Source organism: Nitratireductor rhodophyticola (assembly GCF_019891355.1).
In the GTDB taxonomy this organism is placed as follows: Bacteria; Pseudomonadota; Alphaproteobacteria; order Rhizobiales; family Rhizobiaceae; genus Nitratireductor; species Nitratireductor rhodophyticola.
This window is the reverse complement of the sequence record NZ_JAHSSF010000003.1, coordinates 244,910-261,344: the sequence shown is the minus strand read 5'-3', so window position 1 is coordinate 261,344 and position 16,435 is coordinate 244,910. Positions and strand designations below refer to the sequence as shown.

Below are 16,435 nucleotides of genomic sequence, written 5' to 3'. Positions count from 1 at the left end.
CGACATTTCAGGGGAGTTGCATATCACATGGAATATTTCATCCAGCAGCTTATCAACGGGCTGACGCTGGGTTCCATCTATGGGCTGATCGCCATTGGCTACACCATGGTCTATGGCATCATCGGAATGATCAACTTCGCGCATGGCGACGTCTTCATGATCGGTGCGTTCATCGCTCTGGCGATGTTCCTCATCCTGACGACCGTGCTCGGGTTCGCGTTCCTGCCCGTGGTGTTGCTCATCGTGCTCATCGTGGCCATGATCTTCACGTCCGCCTGGGGGTGGACGGTCGAGCGGCTCGCTTACCGGCCCCTGCGCGGTTCCTTCCGCCTCGCTCCGTTGATCACCGCAATCGGCATGTCGATCGTTCTGCAGAACTTCGTCCAGATCACGCAGGGTGCGCGCGTCAAACCGCTGCCGCCGCAGATCCAGGGTGGCATAACGCTGATGGAAGGAAGCGCGACCGGCATTTCGGTTCAGCTTTCCTACATGCAGATCATCATCATCCTGACGACCATTGCGCTGATGGCCGGCTTCACGCTCCTCATCACCCGCACGCCGCTCGGTCGCGCGCAGCGCGCCTGTGAGCAGGACCGCAGGATGGCAGCACTGCTCGGCATCAATGTCGACCGCACCATCTCGCTGACCTTCGTCATGGGGGCAGCACTGGCTGCCGTGGCCGGCCTGATGTTCGTGCTGCTTTACGGCGTGATCGATTTCTACATCGGCTTCCTCGCTGGCGTTAAGGCGTTCACCGCGGCCGTTCTGGGCGGCATCGGCTCGCTTCCCGGCGCCATGCTGGGCGGGCTTCTGATCGGTCTGATCGAGGTGTTCTGGTCGGGCTATTTCTCGGTCGAATACAAGGATGTCGCGGCCTTCTCGATCCTGGCAATCGTGCTGATCTTCCTGCCCTCCGGTCTTCTCGGCCAACCTGAAGTGGAGAAGGTCTGATGGCGATGAACGGTTCGAACAGGGTGGTCGCTGCACAGCAGAACGATCCGAATTCCTTTGCCGCTTCGGTCAAGGATGCCGCCATGGCCGGCTTCCTTGTCGCGGTGCTCGGCTTCTTCTTCATCGGCATCCGCACGGACATCGCGCCCGGCGGTCTTGATCTCAAGATGCGCTGGGGCGCGTGGATCGTCTCGATCCTCGTCGTCTTTGTGGGCCGGCTCCTCCTCAATCTCTTCGTGCTCAAGACCGACAGTCCGATCACGCGGAAGATTGCCGGCGCGATGCCGAGCGGCTCGCGCTTTGCCGGAACGGGCAAATGGCTCATGCGGGCGCTTTTCGCCTTCGCGCTCATCCTGCCCTTCTTCTTCACCACCTTCTTTCCCGGCAAGGACCGCCAGTTCATCGATCTGGCCATCCTGATCATGACCTACATCATGCTCGGCTGGGGGCTGAACATCGTGGTGGGTCTTGCAGGCCTGCTCGATCTTGGTTACGTCGCCTTCTATGCGGTGGGCGCCTATTCCTTCGCGCTGCTCGCGCAGTATCTCGATATGGGTTTCTGGTTCGCGCTGCCGCTGGCGGGCATTCTCGCAGCGTGCTGGGGCATCGTGCTTGGCTTCCCGGTGCTGCGCCTGCGTGGTGACTATCTGGCGATCGTCACGCTCGCCTTCGGTGAGATCATTCGCGTCGTTCTCCTGAACTGGTACGAGTTCACCAATGGGCCGGACGGCATCTCGGGCATTCCCAAGCCCACATTCTTCGGTCTGGAACTGAAACGTGGCGAAGGCGGTTTTGCCGATTTCTTCGGCATTGCTTATGACCCGATCCAGCGCTTCATCTTCCTCTACTACATCATCTTCATTCTGGCGCTGATCACCAATTTCGTGACCATGCGCCTGCGCCGCCTGCCCATTGGGCGGGCCTGGGAGGCGCTGCGTGAGGATGAAATCGCGTGCCGTTCGCTCGGCATCAACACACGCAACACCAAGCTGACGGCCTTCTCCATCGGCGCCATGTTCGGCGGCTTTGCAGGCTCCTTCTTTGCCACGCGACAGGGCTTCATCTCGCCGGAGAGCTTCACCTTCCTGGAATCGGCGATCATTCTTGCCATCGTGGTTCTGGGCGGTCTCGGCTCGCAGGTGGGCGTGGTGATCGCGTCGATCGTGATGATCGGCGGCATCGAGATGCTGCGCAATCTCGGCTTCCTTCAGCAGGTCTTCGGTTCCGGCTTCGATCCGGTGCAGTACCGCATGCTGATCTTCGGCCTCGCCATGGTGCTCATCATGGTGTGGAAGCCGCGCGGCCTGATCTCGACCCGCGAGCCATCCGTGGTTCTGAAGGAAAAGAAACGTATCGGCGCCGATATGGTGGCTCAGGGTGAGGGACACTGATGGACGCGGCAACGACCATGAAAAACTCTGATCCGTCGACGCCCGGCTGGGACCGCGATCCGGTCCTGAGCGTCGAACATCTGACCATGCGCTTCGGCGGCCTCGTGGCCGTCGGAGACCTCTCCTTCAATGTCGGCCGGGGCGACATCACCGCCCTGATCGGCCCCAACGGTGCGGGCAAGACCACGGTCTTCAACTGCGTTACCGGTTTCTACAAACCCACCGAGGGGCGCATCGTGATGCGTCACGGGCCGGGCCGGCAGCAGGAGGATGTGGAAACGCTCACCGATAGCGGCCAGCGCTGGAAGACCACCGGAAACGGTGCTGTCTATCTCCTCGAGCGGATGCCGGATCACGAGATCTCGCACAAGGCCAAGGTGGCGCGCACCTTCCAGAACATCCGCCTGTTCGGCGGTATGACGGTTCTGGAAAACCTGCTTGTCGCCCAGCACAACCCGCTTATGGTGGCCTCCGGTTTCTCGATCGGCGGCATTCTGGGCCTGCCGAGCTACAAGAAGGCGCAGAAGGAAGCCGTCGACAGGGCTGTCTACTGGCTGGAGCGTACCAATCTCATCGATCGCGCCGACGATCCGGCTGCCGATCTGCCCTATGGCGCGCAGCGTCGTCTGGAGATCGCGCGCGCCATGTGCACGAAGCCGCAGCTTCTGTGCCTCGATGAGCCGGCCGCCGGCCTCAACCCGCGCGAATCCGCCGAGCTCAATGAGTTGCTGAAATATATCCGCGACGAGCACGACGTCTCGGTGCTGCTGATCGAACATGACATGGGTGTGGTGATGGAAATCTCCGACCATGTGATCGTGCTCGATTACGGTGTGAAGATTTCCGACGGGCCGGCGGATTTCGTCAAGAACGATCCCAAGGTCATCGCCGCCTATCTGGGTGTCGACGACGAGGCCGAGATCGATATGCCCGAAGTGCGCGAGGACATCGAAAAGGTTGCAGGCGAGGGGCCCGCAAAGAAAAAGCCGGCGGCCAGATCAAAGGCGGCCCCCGCCGCGAAGAAGACGGCAGCAAAGGCAAAACCCTCGTCGAAGGCCTCGACTGCGAAGACATCGACGGCCAGATCCACGGTGACAAAAGCGTCCTCTGCAAAGCCTTCGAGCGCCGCATCCGCGGCGACGAAACCGAAGACTTCTGCGAAGCCGAAACCCGCCCCGGCCGCCAGCGAGGTGAAGATCGCCAATGCCGGCGATTATCCGGGCAGCCAGCCGCACGGCACCAAAAAGCCGCGCGCGGGCGGTGCCAACAACCTCACCCGCGTCAAGGGCATCGGCCCCGCCAGCGAAAAGAAGCTGAATGCGCTCGGCGTCTGGCACTTCGACCAGATCGCCGCGTGGAAGAAGGCCGAGGTTCAATGGGTCGGCTCCTATCTCGCCTTCCCCGGCCGTATCGAACGCGAAGAGTGGGTCAAGCAGGCGAAGGTGCTCGCCAGGGGCGGTGAGACCGAGTTCTCCAAGCGCGTCGACAAGGGTGAGGTGGCCAGCAGCGTTCCCGGCAAGCGGGGCGCACAGCCCAAAAAGAAGACCACCGGTAAGGGAGGCAAGGCATGAGCGCTCAGAACGAACCCTTGCTCTCGGTGCGCGGCGTCGAGACCTATTACGGCAACATCGTCGCTCTGCGCGGTGTCGACATGGATGTTCATCGCGGCGAGATCGTCACCATGATCGGCGCCAATGGTGCCGGCAAGTCGACGCTGATGATGACCATCTGCGGCGATCCCCGCGCCCGCAACGGCCAGATCGTCTATGACGGCATCGACATCACCATGATGCCGACGCACGACATCGTCAGTCTCGGCATCGCCCAGTCGCCGGAAGGTCGACGCATCTTCCCACGCATGACGGTGATGGAAAATCTGCAGATGGGCGCAGCCCTCGTCGATCCGAAATATTTCGACGAGGACATCGCCAAGGTCTTCAAGCTGTTCCCGCGCCTCAAGGAGCGGATTGGCCAGCGCGGCGGAACGCTCTCGGGCGGCGAGCAGCAGATGCTCGCCATCGCGCGGGCGCTTATGAGCCGGCCCAAGCTTCTGCTTCTGGACGAGCCGTCGCTCGGTCTTGCACCGCTGATCGTGAAGCAGATTTTCGACGCCATCCGCGAGTTGAACGAGAAAGAGGGGCTGACGGTCTTCCTAGTCGAGCAGAATGCCTTCCACGCGCTGAAGCTTGCTCATCGCGGCTATGTCATGGTCAACGGCAATGTGACCATGAGCGGCACGGGCGCGGAGCTTCTCAAGAAGGAAGAAGTGCGCGCGGCGTATCTCGAAGGCGGGAGGCACTGATGGAACACGCAAATGGACCGATCTGGGAAGTCACTTTCTGGGAGTTCTTCTTCGTCACAATTCTTCTTGCAGGCAGTGCAGCCTACCTTACGGGCCGCGCCATGGCGCGCACCTGGCAGGCCGATGCACAGCTTGCCTTCTACATCGTGCTTCTGGCGGCAGCGACGCGCTTCATCCATTTCGCGCTGTTCAGCGGCACGCTGCTCTCGCTTCACTACTACATCGTCGACCTGATCGTGTTGCTGATTATCGCTTTTGTCGGCAAGCGTATTACGCGCGCCGGGCAGATGGCGACACAGTATAGCTTCCAGTATCGGCGCAGTGGACCACTGGGCTGGCAACGTTCAGGCTGAACGGATTCATGATTAACCGGTATGAAGCCTTTATTTCTTGTTTGAATTGGGGTTTCATGCCGATTAAGCGGGCCGCTGCGGTCCGCAAAGGCCAAACCGGAAAGCCAAACACCATTTCCGGAAAGCCAAGGGAACTTCTGGTGTTTTAAAGGGAGAAGTCATGAAAAAGGCACTTATGGCTGGCGCAGCACTCAGCCTGATGATGACCGGTTCCGCCTGGGCGGACATCACGATTGCAGTTGCTGGCCCCATGACGGGTCAATATGCTTCCTTCGGTGAGCAGATGAAAGCCGGTGCCGAGCAGGCCGTGGCCGACATCAACGAAGCCGGTGGCGTCAACGGCGAAATGTTGAAGCTGGAAGTGGGCGATGACGCCTGCGATCCCAAGCAGGCTGTCGCTGTTGCCAACCAGTTCGCAGGCTCCGGCGTTTCCTTCGTTGCAGGTCACTTCTGCTCGGGTTCGTCCATCCCGGCATCGTCGGTCTATGCCGAGGAAGGCATCATCCAGATCTCGCCGGCTTCCACCAACCCGGCTTTCACCGACAACCGCCCGGGCCCCGGCGTCTACCGCGTCTGCGGCCGCGACGATCAGCAGGGCGATGTCGCCGGCAAGTTCCTCGTCGAGAACTTCGGCGACAAGAAGGTGGCCTTCGTCCACGACAAGACCGCCTATGGCAAGGGTCTCGCCGACGCGACCATGGCGGCTTACGAGGCTGCTGGCGGCAAGCCGGCTCTCTACGAAGCCTATACCGCCGGTGAAAAGGACTACACTGCGCTTGTTTCCAAGCTGAAGCAGGAAGGCATTGGCGTTCTCTATGTCGGCGGCTACCACACGGAAGCCGGCCTCATGGCGCGCCAGATGCGCGAGCAGGGCATGGACACGGTGCTCGTCTCCGGTGACGCGCTCGTCACCGACGAGTACTGGGCCATCACCGGCGATGCGGGTGAGGGCACGCTGATGACCTTCTCGCCCGATCCGCGCAAGAACGAGATCGCAAAGCCGGTCGTCGACAAGCTGCTTGCCGCCGGCAAGACGGCTGAAGGCTACGCGCTCTACACCTATGCCGCCATCCAGGCATGGAAGGATGCCGTCGAGGCAGCCGGTTCCACCGACTACGATCCGGTCGTTGCCGCACTCAATGACGGCACGTTCTCGACCGTTCTCGGCGACCTGTCCTTCGACGACAAGGGCGACGTCACGCTGCCGGGCTATGTCTTCTACGAGTGGAAAGACGGCAAATACGACTACCTCGAGCAGTAAGCCACTGGCTTGATGTGAGGTCTGGCGGCCCGGCAGCGATGCCGGGCCGCTTTCTTTTGGTGAAGCGGCTGGCGCCCAATTTCATTCAGCTGGCATTCCAGTCCTTTCGTCCTCCTCGGGCTTGACCCGAGGACCCATGCCGCAACAGCGGGGATAAACTCCGGCCTCCAGGAAACTGCCCCCTTTTTTCTCACTCCTACCCCGTCATCCCCGCAAAGGCATGGCTCCTATGGTCAAACGACGGGATGACGAGGCGAATGAAGCGCGTTCCCTACTCGCTATTCGCTACTCCCTATTCACTCTTTTCTCCCCCACCCCCAAAACCGCCGCTACACTTCCCCCCATCGCCCCTGTCGGGAACCGGGTCCGGAGCCGGGGATCAGGAGGGGCGACGGCAGCCTCCCCCTCGGGTTCGGTGACCCGGGGCCTGTGAGGGCCCGCGAAAGGCCGGCGGCCGGCATCATGTCGGTTGCGGAAAAGCCGCTAGGGCACAGATCGCCCGAGTGACCGGCCGGCAGACGGGACAGCGGCCGGCGGGGCGCGCTTTTCGCGCCACTTCAATTCCAACAGAGAGGCACGAAAAACGCGCCCCGTTTCCCGAACTGATGGCAAACCCCGGCGGACCCCCGCGCGGCAACGAAGGAGCCTGTCTTGAAATGCCCGCGCCACACCCCCCTCTGTCCTGCCGGACATCTCCCCCTCAAGGGGGGAGATCAGGCATTGGATGGGTTTTTGCCAATAGCCACCGGAATCAGGAGTGTGCGGCATGTCCGCCAGCCAATCTCCCCCCTTGAGGGGGAGATGTCCGGCAGGACAGAGGGGGGCAACTGCGCCAACGGTCGAAACCAGCCCCACCCCCTCTACAGAATGCGCACCAACGTCAAACGCCCCCTTCTCCCTGCGAGCGGGGAGAAGGTGAGGATGAGGGGCGAGCGCCATCACGTGCAAGGATATCGACAGAGGTGGAAAAGACGGCAAGGCACCGCCCGCCCCTCATCCCCCTGCCGGGACCTTCTCCCCGCCGGCGGGGAGAAGGGGCCGTCATCCCGGAAGCCGCGATCCATTGGAAAAACCCGCAGAAACACGGCCCTGTCCTCGCCCCACCCCCTCTGCAGAATGCGCACCAACGTCAAGCGCCCCCTTCTCCCCGCGAGCGGGGAGAAGGTGAGGATGAGGGGCGAGCGCCATCAGTGGCCGGGATACCGTCAGAGGTGAAGAAGACCGCAAGGCACCGCCCGCCCCTCATCCCCCTGCCGGGACCTTCTCCCCGCTTGCGGGGAGAAGGGGGGCGTCATCCCGGACGCCGCGATCCATTGAAAAGCACGCAGGAACACGGCCCTGTCCTCGCCCCACCTCCTCTGCAGAATGCCCGCCAGCACCAAACGCCTCCTTCTCCCCGCTCGCGGGGAGAAGGTGCGGATGAGGGGCAAGCGCCGTCAGTGGCCGGGATACCGACAGAGGTGGAAAAGATCGCAAGGCGCCGCCCGCCCCTCATCCCCCTGCCGGGACCTTCTCCCCGCCGGCGGGGAGAAGGGGGTCGTCATCCCGGGCCTGACCCGGGACCCATTGGCAGAATGTGCAGGAACACGGCCCGGTCGTCGCCCCGGCATCACCCGCCGCACCCTCTGCGGACCCCGGCCGCGCCTCTCAATACGTCCCGGCTCTCGCTCCGCTCGGCGGGGATGACGACGATGAAGCGCGCCAATGGACGAAAGCAGCGTTGGCAGAAACACGCAAAGCGGAAAATCGCCGCGTCGAAACCCGCGAATCTTCCTCCACGTCAAGAAAGTTTGCACCGCAGCATCGTCCACGCTAATCATACCGCGTCGTTTTGGCGCGGAGGGGAGTTTCGCGCCAGGCAACCCCGCACCATCCTTCTCTTCCCGGAGTTCTTGCCAGTGCAGATTAAGAAGATCCTCGTCGCAAACCGTTCCGAAATCGCCATCCGCGTCTTTCGCGCAGCCAATGAACTCGATATCCGAACGGTGGCCATCTGGGCCGAGGAGGACAAGTATTCGCTGCACCGGTTCAAGGCGGACGAATCCTATCAGGTTGGGCGCGGGCCGCATCTGGAACGCGATTTCGGCCCCATCGAGAGCTATCTGTCGATTGATGAAGTGATCCGCGTTGCCAAACTTTCGGGCGCGGATGCCATTCATCCAGGCTACGGCCTTCTGTCGGAGAGCCCGGAATTCGCCGAAGCCTGTGCGGAAAACGGCATTGTCTTCATTGGGCCGAAGCCCGAGACCATGCGCCGCCTTGGCAACAAGGTTGCTGCCCGCAACCTGGCCATTGAGGTCGGTGTGCCGGTGGTTCCGGCAACGGAGCCGCTGCCGGACGATATGGCCAGGGTCGCCGAGATGGCCGAGGAGGTGGGCTTCCCGGTCATGCTCAAGGCTTCCTGGGGCGGTGGCGGGCGCGGCATGCGCGTTATCCGCCGCCGCGAGGATCTGGAGCATGAAGTCACCGAGGCGAAGCGCGAGGCCAAGGCCGCTTTCGGCAAGGACGAGGTCTATCTGGAAAAGCTGGTCGAGCGCGCGCGCCATGTGGAGGTGCAGGTGCTGGGCGATACGCATGGCAATGCCGTGCATCTGTTCGAGCGCGACTGCTCCATCCAGCGCCGCAACCAGAAGGTCGTGGAGCGTGCGCCCGCACCCTATCTCAACGACGAGAAGCGCGCCGAACTGTGCGGATACGCGCTGAAGATTGCCGAGGCGACCAATTACATCGGTGCCGGCACGGTCGAATTCCTCATGGATGCCGATACGGGCGCATTCTATTTCATCGAGGTCAATCCGCGTATCCAGGTGGAGCACACGGTCACTGAAGAGGTCACCGGCGTCGACATCGTGAAGGCGCAGATCCACATTCTGGAAGGCAAGAAGATCGGCGACAAGGCGTCGGGCGTGCCCGCGCAGGCCGACATCCGCCTCAATGGCGATGCCCTCCAGTGCCGTATCACCACCGAGGACCCGGAACAGAATTTCATTCCCGATTACGGTCGCATCACCGCCTATCGCGGCGCGACGGGCTTCGGCATCCGGCTCGATGGCGGTACGGCTTATTCCGGCGCCGTCATCACGCGGTTCTACGATCCGCTCCTGGAAAAGGTCACGGCCTGGGCGCCGACGCCCGAAGAGGCGATCGCCCGGATGGACCGTGCGCTGCGCGAGTTCCGCATTCGCGGCGTGGCGACCAACCTGACCTTCCTTGAAGCGATCATCAGCCACCCGAATTTCCGCAACGCTTCCTATACGACGCGGTTCATCGATGAGACGCCCGAGCTCTTCACGCAGGTCAGGCGGCAGGATCGCGCCACCAGGCTTCTGAACTATCTGGCCGATGTCACGGTGAACGGCCATCCCGAGGCGCGCGGTCGGGCACTGCCCAATGCCGAGGCGGCTGCACCGCATGTGCCTTATGTGGACATGCCGGTGCCGGATGGCAGCAAGCAGACTTTCGACAGTCTCGGCGCCGAGGGGTTCGCAAAATGGATGCGCGAGCAGGAGCGCGTGCTCGTCACCGACACCACAATGCGCGATGCGCACCAGTCGTTGCTCGCCACACGCATGCGCACCTTCGACATGGCGCGCATTGCCGGCGTCTATGCCCGCGCCCTGCCAGAGCTCCTGTCGCTGGAATGCTGGGGCGGGGCGACCTTCGATGTGGCCATGCGCTTCCTGACGGAGGACCCGTGGGAGCGTCTTTCACGCATCCGCGAGGGCGCTCCGAACCTGCTTCTGCAGATGCTTTTGCGCGGGGCGAATGGCGTCGGTTACACCAACTATCCAGACAATGTCGTGCAGCATTTCGTCAAGCAGGCGGCCGCAGGCGGCATCGATCTCTTCCGTGTGTTCGACTGCCTCAACTGGGTGGAGAACATGCGCGTGGCGATGGACGCGGTGCGCTCCGAAGGCAAACTGTGTGAGGCCACGATCTGCTATACGGGCGATCTGCTCGACCCGGACCGCGCCAAGTACGACCTCAAATACTATGTCGGTCTCGCTGGCGAGCTTGAGGCTGCCGGTGCCAACATCATCGCCATCAAGGACATGGCAGGCCTTCTGAAGCCGGGTGCTGCGCGCGTGCTGTTCAAGGCGCTGCGCGAGGCGACCGACCTGCCGCTCCACTTCCACACGCATGATACGTCCGGCATTTCCGCCGCGACGGTGCTTGCTGCCGTGGAAAGCGGTGTAGACGCGGTGGATGCGGCAATGGACGCGCTTTCCGGCAACACATCGCAGCCCTGTCTCGGCTCCATCGTCGAGGCGCTCAAGGGGGATGCCCGCGATACCGGGCTCGACCGTGAATGGGTGCGCCGTATCTCCTTCTACTGGGAGGCCGTGCGCAACCAGTACGCGGCCTTTGAAAGCGATCTGAAAGGACCGGCTTCCGAGGTCTATCTGCACGAAATGCCTGGCGGCCAGTTCACCAATCTGAAGGAGCAGGCCCGCTCGCTGGGGCTGGAGACCCGCTGGCACGAGGTCGCGCGCGCCTATCATGACGTCAACATGATGTTCGGCGACATCGTCAAGGTCACGCCCTCCTCCAAGGTCGTGGGCGACATGGCACTGATGATGGTCTCGCAGGACCTGACGGTCGCCGATGTCGAGAATCCGGAGAAGGATATCGCCTTCCCGGATTCGGTTGTCTCCATGCTGCATGGCGATCTCGGTCAACCGCCTGCGGGCTGGCCGGTGGCCCTGCAGAAGAAGGTTCTGAAGGGCGGCAAGCCGATCACCGTGCGCCCGGGCTCCCTGCTCGAACCTGCAGACCTTGAGGCCGACCGGAAGGCGCTGGAAGAGAAGCTTGGCCGGAAGGTCAGCGAGTACGAGTTCTCGTCCTGGCTAATGTATCCGAAAGTCTTCACCGACTTTGCCGCCGCATCGGAAAGCTACGGCCCCGTCAGCGTTCTGCCGACGCCGGTCTATTTCTACGGCATGGAGCCGGAGGATGAGATTTTTGTCGACATCGAGCGCGGCAAGACGCTCGTCATTCGCTGTCTTGCCGTCGGCGAGGTGGACGAAAAGGGCATGGTCACCGTCTTCTTCGAGCTCAATGGCCAGCCCCGCCGGGTCAAGGTTCCCGACAGGGTTCACGGTGCATCCGCTTCCGCTGCCCGCCGCAAGGCGGAGGCTGGAAACGAGGCGCATGTGGGGGCGCCGATGCCGGGCGTGGTTTCCACGCTCGCCGTCAAGCCGGGACAGAGCGTGCAGTCCGGCGATGTGCTTCTGTCCATCGAGGCCATGAAGATGGAAACCGCGCTTCACGCCGAACGCGACGGGACGATTGCCGAGGTTCTTGTGGGCGCCGGCGACCAGATCGACGCCAAGGACCTTCTCGTCGTGTTCGAGAATGGTGATTGACGCCATGGATTGACGTGCGCGATTAAACCGATTTAGATGCGGCGCAATCGGGTGTTTTCCTGATGCGCCGTTTCCTTTCTGGAGCCCCACATGTCTTTCCGGAATGCGTCCATCGGGCGCTGGGCCGTAGCGGCCTCATTCTTTGTCAACGGTTTCATGGTGGGTAGTTGGGCACCGCAGATTCCCGTGGTTGCTTCGCGTTTCGACCTGAGTGAAACGGCACTTGGGCTGTTGATCCTCGTTTTCGGCTGCGGCGCGGTGTCGGTTATGCCGCTCTGCGGTTATCTGATCGGCCGTTTCGGTTCCCGCGCCATCCTGCGGGTCGCTGCTTTTATATGCGCGCTGTCCTTTGCCGGTCTGGTCGCGGCCACGCAGATCTGGCAGATGGTTGCGGCGCTGGTCTTTTTTGGTGCGTTTCTCGGCGCGATGGACATTTCCATGAACGCCAATGCCGTGGCGGTGGAGCGGTCGCTCGGGCGGGCGGTGATGTCGTCTTCGCACGGTTTCTGGAGCCTTGGCGGGTTTGTCGGCGCCGGTGTCGGCGGTCTGCTTCTCGAGCGCTACGGCTACATGGCGCATGCGGGCATGGTGGTTGCATTCGCTTTTGCGCTCGTGCTGATCACGCTCCCCTTCTTGATTGTTGAAGCGCGCCCCGTGGCGGGGCAGGCGGGCCATGGGCGCGGCAGGCTGCCGCGTAACCCCATCATCTATGTGACGGGACTGGTCGCACTCATCTGCATGCTGCCGGAAGGCGCGGTGCTCGACTGGGCCGCACTCTACCTGCGACAGGAAATGGGCGCCGGCATTGCCGAGGCGAGCCTCGCCTTCACGGCGTTTTCAGGCACGATGGCGATGATGCGGTTTGCCGGCGACCGGCTGCGCAACCGTTTCGGTGCCGTGCGCACATTGCGTTATTCGGGGGTCGTTGCGACTGTCGGCATGCTCGGGGCAGGGCTTGCCCCGACGCCCATGCTGGCGACGATCGCCTTTGCGTTAAGCGGGATGGGGATCGCCAACATGGTGCCGATCGTCTTTTCCGCGGCCGGCAATCAGCCCGGGCTCTCACCTGGAGCAGGCATGAGCGTTGCAACCACGATCGGCTATTCCGGCATGCTCGTTGCTCCCTCGCTTGTGGGGTTCATTGCCGAGCGCACCGGTTTCGCACCGATCTTCATCGCGTTTTCGGTTCTGCTCGCCTGCGTCCTGATGCTGGCCAATCTCGTGAGCTCCGCTGACACGATCGCCGTCCAGCAAGCTGGCGGAGCCTGACACTGGATCCGGGCCTGGAGCGTACCCACTTTTCGATCCGATGCTCTAAATATTGCCCATCAGCATCAGGATCAGGACGATGACAAGGATCAGGCCGAGTATGCCTGACGGTCCGTAGCCCCATCCACGCGAATGCGGCCATGCGGGAATGGCACCGAGCAGGATGAGGATGAGAATGATGATGAGGATTGTGCCGAGCGACATCGCGTTCTCCTCGCTGTCTTGAAAGCCTTGCAATTCAACGCTTCAGATGGCTTCAGGTTCCCTCGAGACAAAAACGGGCCGGCACGCTGCGAAGAGCGCGCCGGCCCGCAAATCTGACAGGCTGGGCCTGTTATTCAGCCGGCTTGGGGAAGGGGTCCTCCGGAATGTCGGAAGTCTTCGTCGAAGCCTCCTGTTTTTTACCGCGCCGGAAGAGACGCGCGAACAGGCCGCGCCGCTTCTGTCCGGCCGGAAGGGTTTCTCGCGTGAACACCATCAGGGCCGAAGGGGTCACGATGAGGGTCAGAGCCGTTGCGAAGGTCAGGCCGTAGACGATGGCGCCGGACAGCGAAATCCACCATTGAGTGGAGGGTGCGCCGATGGTGATCTCCTGGTGAAACAGTTCGAGGCCCAGACCAAAGGCGATCGGCAGAACGCCAAGCACGGCAGAGATGGCCGTCAACATCACCGGCCGTGCGCGCTCGCGGCAGGTCTGGAGGATGGCCTCCTGCTTTTTCCAGCCCTCGTGCCGCAGCCTGTCATAAGTGTCGATCAGCACGATGTTGTTGTTCACCACCACGCCGGCGAGCGCGATCACGCCGATGCCGGACATGACGATACCAAAGGGCTGACCGGTGATGAGCAGGCCGAGGAACACGCCGATGGTGGCCATGACAACGGTCATCAGCACAAGGAAGACGCTGGTGAACTTGTTGAACTGGGCAAGGAGCACCACGAAGATCAGGAAGATCGCCGCGCCAAACGCTTTTGACAGGAAGGCGCTCGCCTCCTCGCTTTCCTCGTTCGAGCCGGCGAGCTTCCAGCGCGTTGCGCCGAGATCCATGTCGCTTAGCGTCTGGGTGACCTCGGCCTGAACAGCGGAGACCTGATAGCCGCTTGCCACATTGGCGCTGACCACGATGGTGCGCTGACCGTCGATGCGGTTGAGGATGCCGGTCGAACGCTCGGGTTCGCGCGAGACGAAGTTGGCAATCGGCACCGGCCCCTGCGAAGTCTGCACACGCAGTTGGTCGAGCGCGGAGAGAGTACGCCGGTCCTCGGGCAGGCGCAGGCGGATATCGACAGCGTCGTCGACGCCGGCGGGCCGGTATTCCGAGAGCTTCAGACCATTGGTCACGAGCTGAACCACGGTACCCACGGAGACAGGGCTGATCCCATACTGCGCGGCCCGGGCGCGGTCCACCTTGATCGCCCAGTCAATGCCGGGCGGGGGAAGACCATCAGAGATATCGATGACTCCCGGAACATTCGCGATCGCCCGCGCGACATCCGCAGCCTGATCGTTCAGGTTGGCCGGATCCGCTGCCGAAAGGCGAATCTGGATTGGCTGTCCCGTCGGCGGCCCTGCATCAGGCACGCGAACCTCGATCTCAACGCCCGGCGTGCCAGCGAGTTCACGGCGCAGATCGTCGAGAATCTTGCTGGCCGGCTCACGTTCGCGCCAGTCGATGAACTCATACTGGATGACACCGATGACATCTTCATCGATATCCTGCCCGCCGCCGCGGGTCTTGCCGACGCGGGTGTAGACGGATTCGATGCCCGGCCAGTTGAGCAGCTTTTCCTCGGCGGGCTTTGTCAGCCGGTCCATCTCTTCAAGAGAGAGATTGCCGCGGGCATGGACATACATCAGGCCGTATTCCGGCTCGACATTGGGGAAGAATTCAACGCCGGCGCCGTATTGCGAGTAGGAATAGATGATGCCGCCGAGAAGGCCGACCGTAAGAAGCAGTACGGTTTTCGGAAAGCGGACGGCCTGCTTCACGAGCTTCATATACCAGCCATCCGGCTTCTGCTCTTCCTCGACATGCGCCTTGGCGAAAATCGCGCCGAGAGTCGGGGTGAAGATCAGGGCGTAGATCATGGATGCGCTGAGCGTGACGATCAGCGTGATCGGCAGGTATTTCATGAACTCGCCGACAATGCCCGGCCAGAAGAGGAGTGGCGAGAAGGCGGCGATGCGGGTCATGGTAGCGGCAATGACGGGACCGGCCATGCGTTTGGCCGCCAGTTCGAAGGCCTGCGCCTTGTCCATGCCTTCGGTCATGCGGCGTTCGGCGAATTCGGTCACGATGATCGCGTCGTCCACCAGCATGCCGACTGCCAGAATGAGGCTGAAGAGCACCACCATGTTGACGGTGAAACCACCGAGCGAGAGCGCATAAATGCCCATCAGGAAGGATGCGGGAACCGCAAGGCCGATCAGCAGGGAGGCGCGGCCGGAGAGGGTGTAAAGGACAACGATGAAGACGAGGATCACGGCGATCAGAACGTGGTTCTGAAGGTCCTTCAGCATATCGCGGATCATCACCGACTTGTCCTGGCTGTAGGACACGGTGATGTTGCCATCGGCGACCTGCTCGAATTCGGCGGCCGCGGCCTTAACCGAATCGACCGTTTCGACGAGATTGGCGCCGACGCGCTTCTTGACCTCGATGGCGATCGCGTTTCTGCCATTCAGGCGGGTGATGGTCTCGGCGTCCTTGAACGTGGAGCGGATCGCGGCCAGATCGCGGGCGCGCACAACGGCATCCGGGCTGGAGACGATCGGCAGGTTGGCCACGTCCTCGACCGTTTCGATCAATGAAGGCACCTTGACCGCATAGCGTCCGGCTTCACCTTCCAGCGAGCCGGCTGCCACCAGGCTGTTCGAAGCGTTGACACCATTGATCATCTGGTCGAGCTGCAGGCCGTAGGACGACAGTTTCATCGGATCGATAAGAATCTCGACCAGTTCGTCCCGTGAGCCCTGCAACGTGCCTTCGAGCACGCCGGGAATTTCCTCGATCCGGTCCCTGAGCTCCCGCGCAGCGGTGGACAGGACACGCTCCGGCACATTGCCGGCGAGCGTTACGACCAGAATTGGGAATTCCGAGATATTGACCTCATGCACCGAAGGTTCGTCGGCGCCCTGCGGCAGCTCGCGCCGGGCATCGGCCACTTTGGCGCGCACATCCTCGATGGCGTTGGAAAAGTCGTAGCCGGCCTGGAACTCGACAAGGACAAAACCGCCGCCCTGATAGGCGGAGGAGCGCATTTCCTTGACGCCCTCCAGGCTTTTCAGCCGGGTTTCGATGGGGCGAAGCAGGAGCCGTTCCGAATCCTCGGGCGAGATACCCTGATAGGTCAGGCTCACATAGATGATCGGGATCGGAACATCCGGCTCGGCTTCCTTCGGAATGCTGACATAGGCCAGCGACCCGGCGATCACGAAGAAGAGCAGGATGGATAAGGTCAGCCTGGCGTTCTGAATTGCAATACGGACGATGTCCATCGGGCAGGTCCTGTCTTGTCCCGTCAGCGCGCTGCCGTCGTTCTCC

The 16,435-nt window shown here is 62.2% G+C and carries 10 protein-coding genes; 8 read left to right on the top strand and 2 right to left on the bottom strand.

Features of this window, described 5'->3' with window-relative positions:
- Positions 1-27 precede the first annotated feature (27 nt).
- From KUG85_RS12260 to KUG85_RS12225, 8 genes are all read left to right on the top strand, one after another.
- Positions 28-951 carry an ABC transporter permease subunit gene (locus tag KUG85_RS12260; protein WP_065818073.1) on the top strand — a complete coding sequence of 308 codons (924 nt, stop codon included), beginning with the start codon at positions 28-30 and terminating at the stop codon, positions 949-951.
- On the top strand, positions 951-2,342 hold the full coding sequence (gene livM / locus KUG85_RS12255) for a high-affinity branched-chain amino acid ABC transporter permease LivM (protein ID WP_065818074.1): 1,392 nt from the start codon (positions 951-953) through the stop codon (positions 2,340-2,342). Before KUG85_RS12260 ends, livM begins: the two co-directional genes overlap by 1 nt.
- Positions 2,342-3,913, top strand: a complete 1,572-nt coding sequence (locus tag KUG85_RS12250) for an ATP-binding cassette domain-containing protein (protein ID WP_223005435.1) — start codon at positions 2,342-2,344, stop codon at positions 3,911-3,913. The genes livM and KUG85_RS12250 overlap by 1 nt, the downstream gene beginning before the upstream one ends.
- A complete protein-coding gene (locus tag KUG85_RS12245) occupies positions 3,910-4,644 on the top strand; it encodes an ABC transporter ATP-binding protein (RefSeq protein WP_065818076.1) in 735 nt (244 codons plus the stop codon). The genes KUG85_RS12250 and KUG85_RS12245 overlap by 4 nt, the downstream gene beginning before the upstream one ends.
- Entirely contained in the window at positions 4,644-4,997 is a 354-nt protein-coding gene (locus tag KUG85_RS12240; protein ID WP_065818077.1) for a DUF6867 family protein, read from the top strand. Before KUG85_RS12245 ends, KUG85_RS12240 begins: the two co-directional genes overlap by 1 nt.
- Before the next feature lie 160 nt (positions 4,998-5,157).
- The gene (locus tag KUG85_RS12235) at positions 5,158-6,258 is read left to right on the top strand and encodes a branched-chain amino acid ABC transporter substrate-binding protein (RefSeq protein ID WP_065818078.1); all 1,101 of its coding nucleotides are present in this window, start codon (positions 5,158-5,160) and stop codon (positions 6,256-6,258) included.
- Positions 6,259-8,156: 1,898 nt separating this feature from the next.
- Entirely contained in the window at positions 8,157-11,624 is a 3,468-nt protein-coding gene (pyc, locus tag KUG85_RS12230) for a pyruvate carboxylase (protein ID WP_223005434.1), read from the top strand.
- 90 nt (positions 11,625-11,714) lie between these two features.
- Entirely contained in the window at positions 11,715-12,893 is a 1,179-nt protein-coding gene (locus KUG85_RS12225; protein WP_223005433.1) for an MFS transporter, read from the top strand.
- Between the two features lie 45 nt (positions 12,894-12,938).
- On the opposite strand, the gene KUG85_RS12220 is transcribed toward KUG85_RS12225, so the two are convergent.
- Together KUG85_RS12220 and KUG85_RS12215 are read right to left on the bottom strand one after the other, a co-directional pair.
- Entirely contained in the window at positions 12,939-13,097 is a 159-nt protein-coding gene (locus KUG85_RS12220) for a DUF3309 domain-containing protein (RefSeq protein ID WP_007010814.1), read from the bottom strand.
- Positions 13,098-13,227: 130 nt separating this feature from the next.
- Entirely contained in the window at positions 13,228-16,389 is a 3,162-nt protein-coding gene (locus KUG85_RS12215) for an efflux RND transporter permease subunit (RefSeq protein ID WP_223005432.1), read from the bottom strand.
- Positions 16,390-16,435 lie beyond the last annotated feature (46 nt).

What these genes read in the sequence shown, in the direction of transcription:
- KUG85_RS12260 (WP_065818073.1), top strand. Translation starts at nt 28, where the DNA reads ATGGAATATTTCATCCAGCAGCTTATCAACGGGCTGACGCTGGGTTCC.
- livM (WP_065818074.1), top strand. Translation starts at nt 951, where the DNA reads ATGGCGATGAACGGTTCGAACAGGGTGGTCGCTGCACAGCAGAACGAT.
- KUG85_RS12250 (WP_223005435.1), top strand. Translation starts at nt 2,342, where the DNA reads ATGGACGCGGCAACGACCATGAAAAACTCTGATCCGTCGACGCCCGGC.
- KUG85_RS12245 (WP_065818076.1), top strand. Translation starts at nt 3,910, where the DNA reads ATGAGCGCTCAGAACGAACCCTTGCTCTCGGTGCGCGGCGTCGAGACC.
- KUG85_RS12240 (WP_065818077.1), top strand. Translation starts at nt 4,644, where the DNA reads ATGGAACACGCAAATGGACCGATCTGGGAAGTCACTTTCTGGGAGTTC.
- KUG85_RS12235 (WP_065818078.1), top strand. Translation starts at nt 5,158, where the DNA reads ATGAAAAAGGCACTTATGGCTGGCGCAGCACTCAGCCTGATGATGACC.
- KUG85_RS12225 (WP_223005433.1), top strand. Translation starts at nt 11,715, where the DNA reads ATGTCTTTCCGGAATGCGTCCATCGGGCGCTGGGCCGTAGCGGCCTCA.
- KUG85_RS12220 (WP_007010814.1), bottom strand. Translation starts at nt 13,097, where the DNA reads ATGTCGCTCGGCACAATCCTCATCATCATTCTCATCCTCATCCTGCTC.
- KUG85_RS12215 (WP_223005432.1), bottom strand. Translation starts at nt 16,389, where the DNA reads ATGGACATCGTCCGTATTGCAATTCAGAACGCCAGGCTGACCTTATCC.